This window comes from Nonomuraea sp. NPDC050790, assembly GCF_044456745.1.
Classification (GTDB): Bacteria; Actinomycetota; Actinomycetes; order Streptosporangiales; family Streptosporangiaceae; genus Nonomuraea.
Window position 1 is genome coordinate 971,745 of sequence record NZ_JBITGF010000002.1, and the last position, 13,561, is coordinate 985,305.

The following is a 13,561-nucleotide window of genomic DNA, read 5'->3' on the forward strand; positions in this document are numbered from 1 at the left end:
GGTCTGGGAGGAAGCCGGGTGCGGGTCTGGGAGGATTTCGGGGTGCGAAGTGTCGAGGCGCAGTTGATTCACCGGCCGGCCGGGCGGGAGGCTGGGGAGGTGGTGCGGCATCTGCTGGCCGTACAGGCGCAGGATGTCGGCGCCGCCCAGCTCGCCCTGCGCGCCCGCTCCGCCACCGTCACCCGCGCCGGGATCGACGCGGCCGTGGAGCGGCGCGAGATCGTGCGCGCCTGGGGACCCAGGGGGACGCTCCACTACATCCACCACGACGACCTGCCCTGGCTGCTCGCGCTGACCAGCCGCAGGACCGGCTCGCTGCTGCGGCTGTCGCAGGAGGGCGTGCGGGGCGACGACCTGCTCCCGCTGATCGAGGGCGCGCTGTACGGCCAGGGGCCGCTGACCAAGGCCGAGCTCGAAGAACGCCTGGGCGGGCGGGCGAGCGGGCAGGGGATCGTCCACCTGGTCGGGCTCGCGGCCTCCCACGGGCTCGCGGTGCTGGGGCCTCTGCGCGGCGGGAAGCCCACCTACGTGCACGCCGCCGACTGGCTGGGCGGGCCGATCGTGTTCGAGGCCGACAGGGACAGGGCGCTGGCCGAGCTGGCCGTCCGCTACCGCCGCTCGCACGTCCCCGCCGGGCCGGAGGACCTGGCCGCGTGGTCGGGCGTGCCGCTGGGGGCGGCCCGCGAGGGCTGGAAGGCGACCACAGAACCCGTGCCGCAGGAGCCGGTCGGGGTGGTCAGGCTGCTGCCCGCGTTCGACGAGTTCCTGATGGGTTGGAAGTCCCGCGATCCCGTCCTGGCGCCCGAGCACGCCCGCGCGGTCTTCCCCGGCGGCGGCATCCTGCGCCCGTCGGTGCTGGTGGACGGCCGGGTGCGCGGGACCTGGTCGCGCAAGGGAAGCGCGGTCACGGTCGAGCCGTTCGACGAGCTGCCGCCGCTGGACGACGAGATCGCGGAGATCCGTCAGTTCCTGGCTTAGGTGGAAATATCGGGATATCCGTGTACGGCCGCCGCCCGCCGAAACCTCTCAACCAACTCAGATCGCGAAATTTCCGGAACCCACACCGCCTCCGTGAAACTCCACAACAAATAGGGATGCGCCCCCATCCCATAAAGCGCCCCATAATCCCGGCGAGCCAGCGCGCCCCGTTCCTCGTCGGTCAGCGGGCCCGCCCACTCCCGCGCACAGCCCGCCGGATCACCGACATACGCCTCCAGCAGGGCGGGCGACAGGTTGATCTCCCGCATGAACGCGTTGATCCCGTACCGGCTCATGGCGCCCACTCGAAGAACGGCGACGTGGCGAACCGGGAGACGGCCCCCTCCGCCGACAGCGCCGGCTTTCCACCCGCCACCCCCATCGCGACCAGGAAGTTCAGGAACTGGTGCGAGACGTTCCCCGCCTCGGTCAGCCGCGAATAGGTCAGCTCGCCCAGCGCCCCGTCCACGTCCCCGGTCGCCACCCACTCCACCGCCTTCTCGTCGAACTCCGGCGACGGCGAGCCCGCGAAGTGCCGGGGTCCGCCCACCTCCGTCGCCAGGTGCCCGCTGGCGATCACCGCCACCCGCCGGTCCAGCGGCGAGTCCTCAAGGGCCGCCCGCAGCACCTCGCCCACCCGGAAGAACCGGGCCGCGGGCGGCAGCGGCGGCGCCATGCAGTTGGTGAACACCGGCACCACCGGCACCTCCAGCTCCGGCGTCAGGTACAGCAGCGGCAGCAGCACGCTGTGGTCGGCGCGGAAGGCGTCGGAGGCGGCGAAGTCCACGCCGCGCTCGATCCCGCCGCCCAGCAGCTCCCGCCCCAGCTCCGCGTCCCCCAGCAGCTCCCGGTACGGCAGGCCGAACTCCCTCTCCTCGTTCCAGAACGTCGCCGGCACCCGCGGCGCCTTGCCCACGAGGAAGGCGGGCATCGTGTCGTAGAACCACTGCGTCAGGTGGTCGGTCGCCACCACGACCACGGCGTCGGGCTTGGCGGCGGCCAGCCGTACCCGCAGCCGATCGAACCCCGCGCGGGTCGCGGCCAGGTCGTCGCCGCGCGCCCGCCACAGCAGCGGGTTGTGCGTGGTGCCGTAGACGCCGACGATCTCAGCCAAGGCCGAACAGCTCCCTCGCGTTGTCCAGCATGATCCGCTGCCGCGAGGCGGGCTTGAAGTCGAGCGACTCGAACTCCGCCGCCCACCGCTCGGGTTCCAGCACCGGCCAGTCGGTGCCGAACAGCACTCGCTTGGTGATGACGCTGTCGGCGTAGTGGACCACCTCGGCCGGCCAGTAGCGCGGCGCCCAGCCGGACAGGTCGAGGTAGTAGTTGGCCTTGTGCCAGCAGGCGGCCAGGTTGTCCAGGTGCCACGGCCAGCCGGGGTGCGCGGCGATCACCGTCAGCTCGGGGAAGTCGGCGGCCACGTCGTCGAGGTAGGGGATGGGCCGGGTGTACTCCAGCTTGTAGCCCATGCCGCCGCGGGTGCCCGCGCCGGCGCCGAGGAAGCCGCCGTGGAACATCACCGGCAGCCCCAGCTCGGCGCAGACCTCCCAGATCGGGTAGAAGCGCTCGTCGTTGGGGAAGAAGCGCTGGCGGCCCGGGTTGAGCTCGCCGACCCCCTTGATGCCGTACTCGGCGTGGCAGCGCCGGATCTCCCGCGCCGCGTCCGGCGCGTGGGGGTCGATGCCGCAGAACGCGATGAAGGTGTCGGGATGTTCGGTCTGCGCCCGGCCGAGCGCGTCGTTGAGCTCGGGCAGCCCGGCCGAGTTGACGATCACGGCCATCATGTCGCGCTCGCGGTAGAGGTCGGCCTGGGCGGCGAACGAGATCGGGGTGCGCTCCTTGCCGAAGTGGGCGCCCATCTGACCGCGGCGCCGTCCCATCGCGGCCAGGAACTCCTCGGTCTGCGGGTGGGTGTGCACGTCGATGGCTTTCACTGCAGCTCCGGTGCGGGTCTCGTGGCGGGACGCGGCAGCCGTCCCTCGTGCGTGGAGAAGCGGGTGCCGGGCCGGGTGGTCTCGTCGTCGATCAGTCCGAGGTGCAGCGCCTGCGGGTCCTGGACCAGGTCGGCGACGGTGTTCAGCGGCCCGTGCGGAATGTCGGCGGCGGTCAGGCGTTCGAACCACTCATCGCGCGGCCGCTTGGCGGTCTCGGCCCGCAACGTCTCCTCCAGCTCCGCGTAGTGGCGGAAGCGCAGCTCACGGGTGGCGAAGCGGGGGTCGTCGGCCAGATCGGGACGCTCCAGCACGCCGAGCAGCCCGAGCCAGAACTTCTCCGGCACCGACAGATGGATCACGAACGGCAGCCCCTCGGCGCTCACGCACCCGTAGGCCTGCGCCCGCGCCGCCCTGGTCGAGGGCCCGGCGACCGTGCCCGTCTCCAGATAGGTGGCGATCGGCTCGGTCAGGAAGTCGGTCAGCGCCCCGAGCATGGAGACCTCCACGCGGCGGCCCGCGCCGGAGACCGAGCGGGCGTGCAGCGCCGCCAGGATGCCCTGCACCGCCGACATGCCCGACAGTAGATCGGAGAACGCCGGCCCGGCGGGGCGCGGATCGTCCAGCGGCACCAGGTGCCCGTACATGCCGCCGATCGCCGAGATGATCGTGTCGTAGGCCGGTCGTCTCGCGTACGGCCCGCTCGGCCCGAACCCGGTGATCGAGCAGTACACCAGCCGAGGCTCGCGCACCTTCATGACCGGCCAGCCGAAGCCCAGCCGGTCGGCCACGCCGGGACGGAAGTTCTCGATCAGCACGTCCGCCCCCGACACCAGCTCCAGCAGCGCCGCGAGCCCGTCCGGGTCCTTGAGGTCGAGCGTCACCGACCGCTTGCCCCGGTTGTAGGCGGCGAACTGCGGGCTGTACGGCCGGCCGCCGCCCCCCTGCCAGCGTCGCATCGGATCGCCGCCCGGCGGCTCCACCTTCGTCACCTCGGCACCGAGGTCGGCCAGCAGCTTCCCCGCGTAGGGGGCGGAGATGTACTGGCCGATCTCGACCACGCGCAGCCCGCTCAGGGGCATGTCCCGTCCTCCTTCGTCACGAGCATCACCTTGCCGAGATGGTCGCGCCTGCCCGCCATCTCGAAGGCCGCGCCGATCTCCGCCAGCGGCAGCTCCGCCGCCACCGGGGGTCTGACCAGGCCGCGGGCCACCAGGTCGAGGCCGTCGCGGACGTCGGCGTAGTCCGCGGCGGCGCAGCCGTACAGGGTGACGCGGCGGGTGTAGAAGGCGCGGGTGTCGATCTCGACGGCCGAGCCGGGCAGCGCCGCGGCCACCACCACCGAGCCCGCCCACGCCACGCCGCGCAACGCCGCCGAGATCAGCTCGCCGCTGCCCGTCGCGTCCAGCACGAGGCCGGGCGGGCGGCCGTCGAGCGCCTTCTCCAGGGCCTCGCCGGCGCCCTCGCGCGGGTAGGTGATCACCTCGCTCGCGCCGAGGCCCGGCAGCTCGCCGACCGGCTCGCCCTCCAGGGCGCCGGCGGTCACCTCGGCGCCCAGCGCGGCGGCCACCTGCACCGCCGCGCAGCCGAGCGCCCCCGCGGCCCCGGTCACCAGCACCTTCTGCGGCAGGCCCCGGCCGGAGCGGCGGATCATGTGCAGGGCGATGGGCACGCTGTGCACCGCCGCCGCGGCCCGGGTGAACGGCAGCGCGCCCACGTCGAAGGCGACCCGGGAGGGGACCGCCACGTACTCGGCGGCGCCGCCGTCCCGGTGGATGCCGACGACCGTCTGGGCGGGGCAGTCGGCCTCGCGGCCGGCCGTACAGGCGGCGCACTCGCCGCACGGGACGTTCGGCTTGACCGCGACGCGCGCCCCCACCCGGTCGGGCACGCCGGGCCCGCAGGCCACGACGACGCCCGCCGGGTCGAGCCCGACCGTGCGGGGGAGCAGCACGCCTGGCCCGAGCGGCGCGCCCGCCATGACCTGGCGTTCGAGCTGGTTGACCCCGACCGCGCGCACCTCGATCAGCACCTCGCCCGGCCCCGGCTCGGGCACCGGCACGTCGGCGACGCGCAGGTGCGAGCCGTCCCAGCGCGCCGCCCTCATGGGCGCTTGGCCACGCCGAGCGCGTCCTGCGCGCGGGTGAGCTGGCTCAGGTAGGTGAACGAGGCGAAGTCCGCCGGCGGCAGCTTCAGCACCGCGAGCAGTTCCTCGAAGCCCTTGGGGTTCAGGCCCATGTCGTCGTCGTAGAGCAGCGGGCCGTTGGCGTACACGTCGGGCTCCTCCTCCAGCGGCGTCACCGTGAAGCCCTTGGCGCGCATCAGCTTCTGCACGTACGCCTGCTGCGCCGGGTCCTTGAAGACCTTGATGCCCTTGATCGTCGCCCGGATGAACCTGGCCGTGGTGTTCGGGTTGCGGTCCACGAAGTCCTTGAGCGCGGTCAGGCTGTCGTTGGGCCACTCCTTCATCACGTCGAGCACCGTGCGTCCCCGCACCAGCTTCTTGTGCCGGGGGAAGATCACGGTCATCGCCAGCTTGCCCTGCTTGAACTGCTCCACCCAGGCGTTCGACCCGCCGGGCAGGTTCACCGGCTTCACCGCCACGCCGGTCAGGTCGAAGCCCGCATCCTTGAGCAGTTGCATCCGCACGTCGTACTCGATCGTGCCGGGGTTGGCGCCCAGCAGCACCGGCTTGCCCGCCAGGTCCTTCGGCTGGGCGATCTCCGGCTGCACCACCACGACGAACGGCTCCCGGTTGCGATAACCGGCCACGATCCGCAGGCCGGTGCCCGCCGTCGCCGCCGCGACCACGTCGGGCGAGGCCTCCGCGCCGAAGTCGAGGCTCCCGCCGACCAGGCCCTCCCTGATCGACTGCACCTCCACGCGCTCGACGGTCAGCCCCTCTTCCTTGTAGAAGCCCTTGTCGATGGCGATCTCGACGGGGGCGTTGGTGTCCAGGTTCGGCAGCCGCATGCCGATCTTCACGGTGGTCTTCTCCGGCGCCCCGATGGGACCGGTCGCGGCGGGCGCGGGCGTCTGCGGCGCGTTGCCGCCACACCCCGCGATCAGGAGTACGGCCAGCGGCACGATCAGGCGTTTCATGACACTCCTTCGGCGTACCAGGGAGCGGCGATCCGGCGAGCGAGGCTCACCAGCGCCATCAACACGTTGGCGATGACGACCAGCAGAAGCGTGAGCGCCAGCGCGGATGCCAGGTCGAAGTCGGCTGACCTGCGGAAGATCAGGTAACCGAGCCCCTGGCTGCCCCCGATGAACTCGCCGACCACGATGCCGACCATGGCCCTGGCCACGCCCATGCGGATCCCGGTGAGGATCAGCGGGAGCGCCGCCCAGAGCTGCACCTTGAGGAAGACCTGGGTACGGCCGGCGCCGTACACCCGGGCCGCCCGCACCAGCGAGGGGTCCACACCCCTGATGCCGTCCATGGTGTTGATCGCGATCGGGAAGACCGCCATGAGAAAGATGATGAGGATCTTGGGCGCGGAGCCGAACCCGAGCCACAGCACGAGCAGCGGCTGGAAGGCGATCCTCGGCATCGCGTAGGCGGTCCAGAACGGCGGCCCGGCCACGTCGCTGATCAGCCGCGACGACCCGAGCGCCAGCCCGCACGGCACGCCGACCACCACCGCGAGCAGGAACCCGGCCACCGCGTTCTGCGTGCTGAACCAGGCGTGCTCGGGCAGCGTGCCGTCGGCCAGCATCCCGGTGAACGCCGTCCAGATCGCGCTGGGCGGCGGCACGAACGACGGGCTGGCCAGCTTGAGTCCGCTGATCGCCAGCTCCCACAGGGCGAACAGCGCCACCACCTCGGCGACGACCGCCCACCTCTTGAGGTCACGCATGGTTCCTCCACCCGCCGGCCCGGCGTTCGGCCAGGTCGAGCAGCCGTACCAGGATCACCGACAGCACGACGTAGACGGTGATGGCGGCGAACGCCTCCCCGGTCCTGAACCGCGCCGTGGCGTTGACGATGATCGAGCCGACCCCACTGGGTGAGCCCACCATCTCGCCGACCAGCAGGCCGATCATCGACGTGGGCACCGCCAGCCGCAGCCCCCCGATCACGTACGGCACCGCCCACGGCAGCCGGATCTTCAGGTAGACCGCCGCCCGGCTCGCCCCGAACACCCGGGCCGCCCTGATCAGCGACGGGCTGGTCTGCGCCGCCCCGGTCGCGGTGTTGAGCGCCACCGGGATCATCGTGCTGAGGAAGACCAGGACGACGATCGGGCCGTCGCCGTAGTCGAGCCAGGCGGTGAGCGTGGGCTGCAGCGCGATGAGCGGCGTCGCCCAGAGCGACCACAGCAACGGCATGAGCAGCCGGTTGGCCCATGGCAGGCTGCCGGCCACGAGCCCGGTGACCACTCCGGCCGCAGCGCCGAGCGTGTATCCGATCACCCAGCTCCTGGCGCTGGTGGCCAGGTGACCGGCCAGCTCGCCGCTGGCGGTGAGCGATGCCAGCGCGCCCGCCACGTCGCCGGGGGAGGGGAAGAAGACGCGGTTGACCAGTTCGAGCTCGACCACGGCCACGTGCCAGAGGGCCACGAAGACCACCAGGTCGGCCAGGGCGATGAGCGGGGTCCGGTATTTCCAGGGGCGGCGGGCCGTACGGGATTTGGGGGTTTGCATGGGTTTGGTGGGGGCGGTGCGCGCGGTCATTCCGCCGCCCCGCGAGCCGCGGCCACGGCGTCGGACTCCAGCGACTTCCACAGGTGATCGCGCAGGCCATCGCGGTTGCCGGAGGTCACGGAGACGATCTCCTTGATGGTCCCCGGGTGCGAGCTGAACACCGCGATCCGGTCCCCGAGCTGGACCGCCTCGTCGATGCTGTGGGTGATGAAGACGACGGTCTTGCCGGTGGCGTCGATGATGCGCTTCAGCTCGGCCCGCATGACCTCGCGGGTGAGCGCGTCCACGGCGCCGAGCGGTTCGTCCATGAGCAGGATGCGCGGGTCGGCCACCAGCGACCTGGCCAGCCCGGCCCGCTGCTGCATGCCGCCGGACAGTTCACGGGGGTAGGAGTTCTCGAATCCGGACAGGCCCACGAGGCGGATGGCCTCGGCGATCCTGTCGGCGGCGCCCTCCTTCAGACGGGGCTGCATCTCCAGCCCGAATCGGACGTTGTCGGCGACGGTGCGCCAGGGCAGCAGGGCGTAGTCCTGGAAGACCACGGCCCGGTCGGGACCCGGCGCGGTGACCGGGCGGCCGCCGGCCAGGATCGTGCCGGTAGTGGGAGTGAGCAGGCCCGCCACGCAGTTGAGGACCGTGGTCTTGCCGCAGCCGCTGGGCCCGAGGACGGTCAGGAACTCGCCTTCCATGACGTCGAGGTCGACGTCCTGCACGGCGATGAGGCGGTGGCCCGTCCTGGCGACGTGGTACCGGACGGACAGGTCGCGGATCTGGATGATCGGATCGGTCGCCATAAACGGCTCCGTACTCCAAGGGGAACGAGATGGCTACATTATTCATGGCGTGAAAACACGGTCAACCCCCCTCTCTTCGGCATTTTCGAGAAGGTGTTGACAAGATTGGATACGAAATCCACGCTGTGGGCATGCGCACAGAAGAAGTGAGCTGGTACAGCGAAGGCGACCGGATCAGCGCCCTGTGGCGCACCCCCGACGAGGGGGCCGGGCCGTACCGCGCCATCGTCCAGGGCCCCGGCTGGCTGGGGCTCAAGGACGCGAAACTCTACGTCCGTTACCACGAGGCACTGACCGCGGCGGGCTTCGCCGTGCTGGTCTTCGACTACCGGGGCTTCGGCGGCTCCGAGGGCGACCGGTCGATCCTGTCGCCCGTGCGGCAGTTGCAGGACCTGCGCTCCGCCGTCACCTACCTGACCGGCCGCGACGACGTGGTGCCCGACGGCATCGGCGTCTTCGGCAGCGGCGGCACCGGCGGCGGCAACGCCGTGCTGCTCGCCGCCGCCGACCGCAGGGTGCGGGCCGCGGTCAGCCAGTTGCCCGTCGCCGACGGAGCCGACTGGCTGCACCGGATGCGCAGCGAGTACGAGTGGCTGGAGTTCCTGGCCGACGTCGAGGCCGACCGCCTCGACCGCGTACGCACCGGCAAGGGCCGCCTCGTCCACCCCCGTGAGGAGATCATGGTCCCCACCAAGGAACGGCGGGCCACGACCGTCAAGGCCGACGTGGACGAGCGCATCCCGACCCAGGTGGCGTTCGCCCCCGCGGTCGAGGAGATCCTCGCCTACCGGCCCGCCGCCGCCGAACTGCACACCCCGCTGCTGGTCATCGGCATCGAGAACGACGCCACCACGCCCACCGACCACGCCGAGAAGGTCTACGCCGCCGCCCGCGGACCCCGCGAGCTGATCATGCAGCGGCACACCACCCACTACGCCGCCTACGACCGCTACTGGACCGAGGTGACCCCGAGGGTCGTCGCCTGGTTCGACCGGCATCTCGGGCCCGCCCACCTGGTCGTGTCCACGCCCGAGGGCGACGCGCGGATCGAGGCCCCCGCATGATGAGGATCGCCGGAGGAACGGTCGTCACCCCGGCCGGCCGCCTCGACGCCGACGTGCTCGTGTCCGGCGGCAAGATCGCCGGGCTGGTCTCCCGCGAGGTGGAGACCGGGGACCAGGTCGTCGACGCCACGGGCAAGCTCGTCCTGCCGGGGATGGTCGACGTGCACGTCCACACCCGCGAGCCCGGCTTCACCCACAAGGAGGACATCCTCACCACCACCCGCCAGGCCGCCGCCGGCGGCGTGACGACGATCTTCGGCATGCCCAACCTCGACCCGCCCACCACCACCGCCGAGGCCCTGCACGACGTCCTGGCCCTCTATGCCGCCACGTCGATCGTGGACTACAACCACAACCCCGCCGCCACCCTCACCGACCAGGTCCCCAAGATGGCGGAGATGGGCATCCACGCCTACAAGGTGTACATGGTCGTCGACACCGGCCGCACCTACCCGCACCCCGCCGGAACCGGCATGCACGACCACGGCGACCTGCTGCGCATGATGGACACCATCGCCGCCACCGGCAAGCGCTTCATCGTCCACCCGCACGACCAGGCGCTCATGGACTACATCGAGGGCCGCTACCTCGACCGCGGCGAGAACACCCCGCAGGGCTACGCCCAGGCCTATGCCGAACGCGAGGGCGTCATCTGGGACACCGCCATCGACGTCGTCCTGCGCCTGGCCGAGGCCAGCGGCTGCCCCGTCCACCTGGCCCACATGCAGACCCGGCGCTCCGTCGACGCCGTGCGCCGGGCCAAGGCCCGGGGTGTGGACGTGACGTGCGAGGTCAACCACTGGATGCCGTTCCTGTCCCGGTGGGAGCACGTGGAGCGGCTCGGGCCGTACGCGCTGTCGTACTGGGTGCCCGACGACGCCCGCGCGGCCATCTGGGACGGCATGCGCGACGGCACCATCGACATCGCCGCCTCCGACCACGCGCCGCACACGCGGGAGGAGAAGGAGATCGGCTGGACACGCATGTGGAGCTCCCACACCGGGACCCCCGGCATCCAGTACTTCTACCCGCTCCTCCTCGACGCCGCCCTGTCCGGGCGGATCCCGCTGGAGCGAGTGGTCGAAATGGCCGCCGAGGCCCCCGCCCGCGAGTTCGGCCTCCCCGCCAAGGGCGCCCTGCTGCCGGGACGCGACGCCGACATCGTGATCGCCGACCCTGACGCGCCGTGGACCATCACCGACGCGGGAGTGCTGTCCAAGGTCGGGTGGACGCCTTATGCGGGGGTGACGTGCGGGGTCCGCATCGACCGCACGTTCGTCCGCGGCGTCGAGGTGTACGGCGAAGGCCAGGTCGTAGGCCACCCCGGCCACGGCCACCAAGCCTGACCCCCTACCACCCCACCCTCACCCCTTACCCCCACCTCAGCTCCACCCTCACCCCTCATCCCTCATCCCTCACCTCCACCACCTCCACCACCTCCACCACCTCCACCACCTCCACCACCTCCACCACCTCCACCACCTCCACCACCTCCACTACCTCCACTACCTCCACCACCTCCACTACCTCCACCACCTCCACTACCTCCACTACCTCCACCACCTCCACTACCTCCACTACCTCCACTACCTCCACCACCTCCACCACCTCCACCACCTCCACCACCCTCACCACCTCCACCACCCTCACCACCTCCACCACCCTCACCCGTGCCTATCTCTCGGCCCGGATCACCCTTTCCCTTCGCTCGGTTCCCAGCACCCGCGGTCTACCCGCCTTGTCCCGCCCACCCGTCACCTCCGTCCTTCCTCCCACGCCACTTTCAGCCCTCCGGGTCTCCGGGTTTAAAGGGCCTGGCGCCTCCGGGTAACCCGCATGGCCTGGCGCCTCCGGGTAGCCGGGGCCGGGGCGCTCTGGGTAGCGGGGGGTGAGGGGCTCTGGGCGGTGAGGGCGGGGCGGTAGCCGTACCTCATGGATTCAAGGAGATTTGTCGTGAAATTCGGCCTCTTGCTGCCCCATTTCGGTGAGTTCGCGTCGCGTGACCGGTTGTTGCGCGGCTCCCAGCGTGCCGAGGAGCTGGGGTTCGACTCCGTGTGGGTGCGCGACCACCTGGTCTTCGAGCCGCACGGCGAGATGGAGTCGCCCAACCGGGAGTTCTACGACGCGCTCACCACGTTGACCGCCATCGGGGCGGTGACCGAGCGGATCAAGCTCGGCACCGGCTCGCTGATCCCCTTCCGCCACCCGCTGACCACCGCGCTGCAGCTCGGCACCATGACCCAACTGGTCGGCGACCGGCTCATCCTGGGGTTCGGCGCGGGCACGTTCCAGCACGAGTTCGACGCGATCGGCTGGGGCGACAAGGACCGCGTCTCACTGGTCCGCTCCAACGCCGAGATCCTGCGCAAGGTCGCCCTGGAGAACGACGTCTCCTACTCCGACGACAACTTCACCTTCAGCGGCATCAGCATCGAACCTAAGCCCGTCGGCGGCCCCGTCCCCTTCTGGTACTGCGGCGCCACCCCCCGCAGCGCCCGCCTGGCCGCCGAGTGGGCCGACGGCTGGATGCCCGGCCGCATCTCCCTGGCCACGATCCGCCGCCGTGTCGAGAGCATGCGGGAGATCTGCGAGGAGAACGGCAGGAACCTCCCCACCGTCGCCGTCATCCCGCCCACCTCCATCGCCGGGACGCGGGAGGAGGCGCTGCGTGACGTCAACGTCCCGGGGTTGCTGGCCTGGGCGAACAAGGCCAAGTTCGCCGTCAGGCCGCCCTCGGGCCGGTTCGAGACGGTCGAGGACCTCGAAGGCCAGCTCATCGTCGGCGACCCGGGCGAGGTCGTGGACGAGGTGAAGAAGTTCGAGGCGGCGGGGGTCGAGCACCTCGTCTTCGACTTCCGCTTCTCGTTCCCGCGCTGGTTCGAGGTGATCGACCTGCTCGGGACCGAGGTGCTGCCCAGACTCCGGTAGTGTCCCGCATGGCGGGACACCTGTGCTTGGATTGGATCCGATAACCGGATCCCCGGGAGAGGCGTGAGCGTGGAGACCGCGACCAAGCCCTCGTTCGACGATGTCGTCGGCCGCATGTCCGCTGGATACAAAACGGTCGGACAGATGGCCTACGACGTCATCCGCGAGTGCATCATCACCGGCGTGCTGGCGCCCGGCGAACACCTGCGCCAGGAGGAGCTCGCCGAGCGCCTCGGCGTGTCGCGCATCCCGGTGCGCACCGCGCTCATGCAACTGGAGTCGGAGGGGCTGGTCTCCTTCCACCCCCACCGTGGCGCGGTGGTGCGCACCCTCACGGTCGAGCAGGTCCGCGAGATCTACGAGCTGCGCGTCCTGCTGGAGTCGCACGCCCTGCGCAAGTCCATCGCCAGGATGACCTCCGCCAGGGCCGCCCGGCTGCGCGAGCTCGGCACCGCCCTCGACGAGCCGCACGTCAGCAGCTCACTGGCGGAGGAGCGCGCCGCCTTCTACCGCGAGCTGTACGACGCGGTCGAGAACCCCGTCGCCGTCGGCATCATCGAGGACCTGCGCAACTCCGTCGGCCGCTACCTGCTCGGCCTGCGCGTCGGCCACGACCAGGGCGGCCACCGCCACCTCGCCACCTTGGCCGCGCGCGGCGACATCGAGGCGGCCGTGGCGCACCTGCGCGAACACCTGGAGATCGTCTCCCGGCGCATCATCGAGGTGCTGTCGGAGGAGGCCGAAACCGCACCCCCCACCAAACCCCGCCGCCGCCAACCCAAACCACCCCCACCCACCTAACGCCCCACCTCACCCGAACCCCAGGTCCCGCCCCCACCCCCGGACCCCCGGACCCCCGGGCCCACCCCGGGACGCACCCCAGGCCCTGTCCCTCCCCCCCAGGCGCGCCAAGGCCCGACCCTCCCACTCCGGGCGCGCTCCAGGGCCCGTCCCCCCCGCCCCGAGCGCGCGCCAAGGCCCGTCCCTCCCACCCCCGGCGCGCGCCAGGGCATTGAGGGCAGGGGGGCGTGACGGCACCGCCCGGCTCCTCGGCCCCAAGCTCCTTCGGCCTGAGAACCCTTGGCCCAGGCCCTTGGTCCCCGAGTGCCCTGCCGGTGTGCCTGCCGGGCCGTGGGTGTAGGCCCAGCCTCGACGTTCTTGGCCTGCGCCCGTGAGCTTGGTGCGGGGCTCCGGCTGCCCGTGCGGGTTCGGGGTT

At 71.4% G+C, this 13,561-nt stretch carries 15 protein-coding genes; 5 read left to right on the forward strand and 10 right to left on the reverse strand.

What is annotated here, in order from left to right:
• The first annotated feature begins 42 nt into the window (after window positions 1-42).
• Window positions 43-978, forward strand: coding sequence for a winged helix DNA-binding domain-containing protein (locus ACIBEJ_RS12885; RefSeq protein ID WP_397182841.1), 936 nt, complete (start codon window positions 43-45; stop codon window positions 976-978).
• Here the strand turns inward: ACIBEJ_RS12885 and ACIBEJ_RS12890 are convergent.
• The 9 genes from ACIBEJ_RS12890 to ACIBEJ_RS12930 are packed head-to-tail and all read right to left on the reverse strand — an operon-like array spanning window position 975 to window position 8,353.
• Window positions 975-1,274, reverse strand: coding sequence for a hypothetical protein (locus tag ACIBEJ_RS12890; protein ID WP_397182842.1), 300 nt, complete (start codon window positions 1,272-1,274; stop codon window positions 975-977). The two genes, ACIBEJ_RS12885 and ACIBEJ_RS12890, sit on opposite strands and share 4 nt — an antisense overlap.
• A complete protein-coding gene (locus ACIBEJ_RS12895; protein ID WP_397182843.1) occupies window positions 1,271-2,092 on the reverse strand; it encodes an extradiol ring-cleavage dioxygenase in 822 nt (273 codons plus the stop codon). The genes ACIBEJ_RS12890 and ACIBEJ_RS12895 overlap by 4 nt, the downstream gene beginning before the upstream one ends.
• Window positions 2,085-2,912, reverse strand: coding sequence for an amidohydrolase family protein (locus ACIBEJ_RS12900; RefSeq protein ID WP_397182844.1), 828 nt, complete (start codon window positions 2,910-2,912; stop codon window positions 2,085-2,087). The genes ACIBEJ_RS12895 and ACIBEJ_RS12900 overlap by 8 nt, the downstream gene beginning before the upstream one ends.
• Window positions 2,909-3,991, reverse strand: a complete 1,083-nt coding sequence (locus ACIBEJ_RS12905) for a CaiB/BaiF CoA transferase family protein (protein ID WP_397182845.1) — start codon at window positions 3,989-3,991, stop codon at window positions 2,909-2,911. The genes ACIBEJ_RS12900 and ACIBEJ_RS12905 overlap by 4 nt, the downstream gene beginning before the upstream one ends.
• Window positions 3,982-5,016, reverse strand: a complete 1,035-nt coding sequence (locus ACIBEJ_RS12910) for an alcohol dehydrogenase catalytic domain-containing protein (RefSeq protein WP_397182846.1) — start codon at window positions 5,014-5,016, stop codon at window positions 3,982-3,984. The genes ACIBEJ_RS12905 and ACIBEJ_RS12910 overlap by 10 nt, the downstream gene beginning before the upstream one ends.
• Window positions 5,013-6,011: an ABC transporter substrate-binding protein gene (locus tag ACIBEJ_RS12915; RefSeq protein WP_397182847.1), complete on the reverse strand. Its 999-nt coding sequence runs from the start codon at window positions 6,009-6,011 to the stop codon at window positions 5,013-5,015. Before ACIBEJ_RS12915 ends, ACIBEJ_RS12910 begins: the two co-directional genes overlap by 4 nt.
• On the reverse strand, window positions 6,008-6,772 hold the full coding sequence (locus ACIBEJ_RS12920) for an ABC transporter permease (protein ID WP_397182848.1): 765 nt from the start codon (window positions 6,770-6,772) through the stop codon (window positions 6,008-6,010). The genes ACIBEJ_RS12915 and ACIBEJ_RS12920 overlap by 4 nt, the downstream gene beginning before the upstream one ends.
• Window positions 6,765-7,589 (reverse strand): ABC transporter permease, encoded by an 825-nt coding sequence (locus tag ACIBEJ_RS12925; protein WP_397182849.1) that lies wholly within the window; start codon window positions 7,587-7,589, stop codon window positions 6,765-6,767. Before ACIBEJ_RS12925 ends, ACIBEJ_RS12920 begins: the two co-directional genes overlap by 8 nt.
• Window positions 7,586-8,353, reverse strand: a complete 768-nt coding sequence (locus tag ACIBEJ_RS12930; protein ID WP_397182850.1) for an ABC transporter ATP-binding protein — start codon at window positions 8,351-8,353, stop codon at window positions 7,586-7,588. Before ACIBEJ_RS12930 ends, ACIBEJ_RS12925 begins: the two co-directional genes overlap by 4 nt.
• A 131-nt stretch (window positions 8,354-8,484) precedes the next feature.
• On the opposite strand from ACIBEJ_RS12930, the gene ACIBEJ_RS12935 reads away from it, so the two are divergent.
• Window positions 8,485-9,417: an alpha/beta hydrolase gene (locus ACIBEJ_RS12935; RefSeq protein ID WP_397182851.1), complete on the forward strand. Its 933-nt coding sequence runs from the start codon at window positions 8,485-8,487 to the stop codon at window positions 9,415-9,417.
• Entirely contained in the window at window positions 9,414-10,763 is a 1,350-nt protein-coding gene (locus ACIBEJ_RS12940; RefSeq protein WP_397182852.1) for a dihydroorotase family protein, read from the forward strand. Before ACIBEJ_RS12935 ends, ACIBEJ_RS12940 begins: the two co-directional genes overlap by 4 nt.
• Window positions 10,764-10,818: 55 nt before the next feature.
• Here ACIBEJ_RS12940 and ACIBEJ_RS12945 read toward each other — a convergent pair whose 3' ends face one another.
• Window positions 10,819-11,085, reverse strand: a complete 267-nt coding sequence (locus ACIBEJ_RS12945) for a hypothetical protein (RefSeq protein ID WP_397182853.1) — start codon at window positions 11,083-11,085, stop codon at window positions 10,819-10,821.
• A gap of 285 nt (window positions 11,086-11,370) precedes the next feature.
• On the opposite strand from ACIBEJ_RS12945, the gene ACIBEJ_RS12950 reads away from it, so the two are divergent.
• Together ACIBEJ_RS12950 and ACIBEJ_RS12955 are read left to right on the forward strand one after the other, a co-directional pair.
• Window positions 11,371-12,345 (forward strand): LLM class flavin-dependent oxidoreductase, encoded by a 975-nt coding sequence (locus tag ACIBEJ_RS12950; protein ID WP_397182854.1) that lies wholly within the window; start codon window positions 11,371-11,373, stop codon window positions 12,343-12,345.
• Window positions 12,346-12,408: 63 nt separating this feature from the next.
• Complete coding sequence (locus ACIBEJ_RS12955; protein ID WP_397182855.1) at window positions 12,409-13,146, forward strand: GntR family transcriptional regulator; 738 nt, start codon at window positions 12,409-12,411, stop codon at window positions 13,144-13,146.
• The last annotated feature ends 415 nt before the right edge of the window (window positions 13,147-13,561 follow it).

What these genes read in the sequence shown, in the direction of transcription:
- ACIBEJ_RS12890 (WP_397182842.1), bottom strand. Translation starts at nt 1,274, where the DNA reads ATGAGCCGGTACGGGATCAACGCGTTCATGCGGGAGATCAACCTGTCG.
- ACIBEJ_RS12940 (WP_397182852.1), top strand. Translation starts at nt 9,414, where the DNA reads ATGATGAGGATCGCCGGAGGAACGGTCGTCACCCCGGCCGGCCGCCTC.
- ACIBEJ_RS12905 (WP_397182845.1), bottom strand. Translation starts at nt 3,991, where the DNA reads ATGCCCCTGAGCGGGCTGCGCGTGGTCGAGATCGGCCAGTACATCTCC.
- ACIBEJ_RS12915 (WP_397182847.1), bottom strand. Translation starts at nt 6,011, where the DNA reads ATGAAACGCCTGATCGTGCCGCTGGCCGTACTCCTGATCGCGGGGTGT.
- ACIBEJ_RS12930 (WP_397182850.1), bottom strand. Translation starts at nt 8,353, where the DNA reads ATGGCGACCGATCCGATCATCCAGATCCGCGACCTGTCCGTCCGGTAC.
- ACIBEJ_RS12935 (WP_397182851.1), top strand. Translation starts at nt 8,485, where the DNA reads ATGCGCACAGAAGAAGTGAGCTGGTACAGCGAAGGCGACCGGATCAGC.
- ACIBEJ_RS12920 (WP_397182848.1), bottom strand. Translation starts at nt 6,772, where the DNA reads ATGCGTGACCTCAAGAGGTGGGCGGTCGTCGCCGAGGTGGTGGCGCTG.
- ACIBEJ_RS12910 (WP_397182846.1), bottom strand. Translation starts at nt 5,016, where the DNA reads ATGAGGGCGGCGCGCTGGGACGGCTCGCACCTGCGCGTCGCCGACGTG.
- ACIBEJ_RS12925 (WP_397182849.1), bottom strand. Translation starts at nt 7,589, where the DNA reads ATGACCGCGCGCACCGCCCCCACCAAACCCATGCAAACCCCCAAATCC.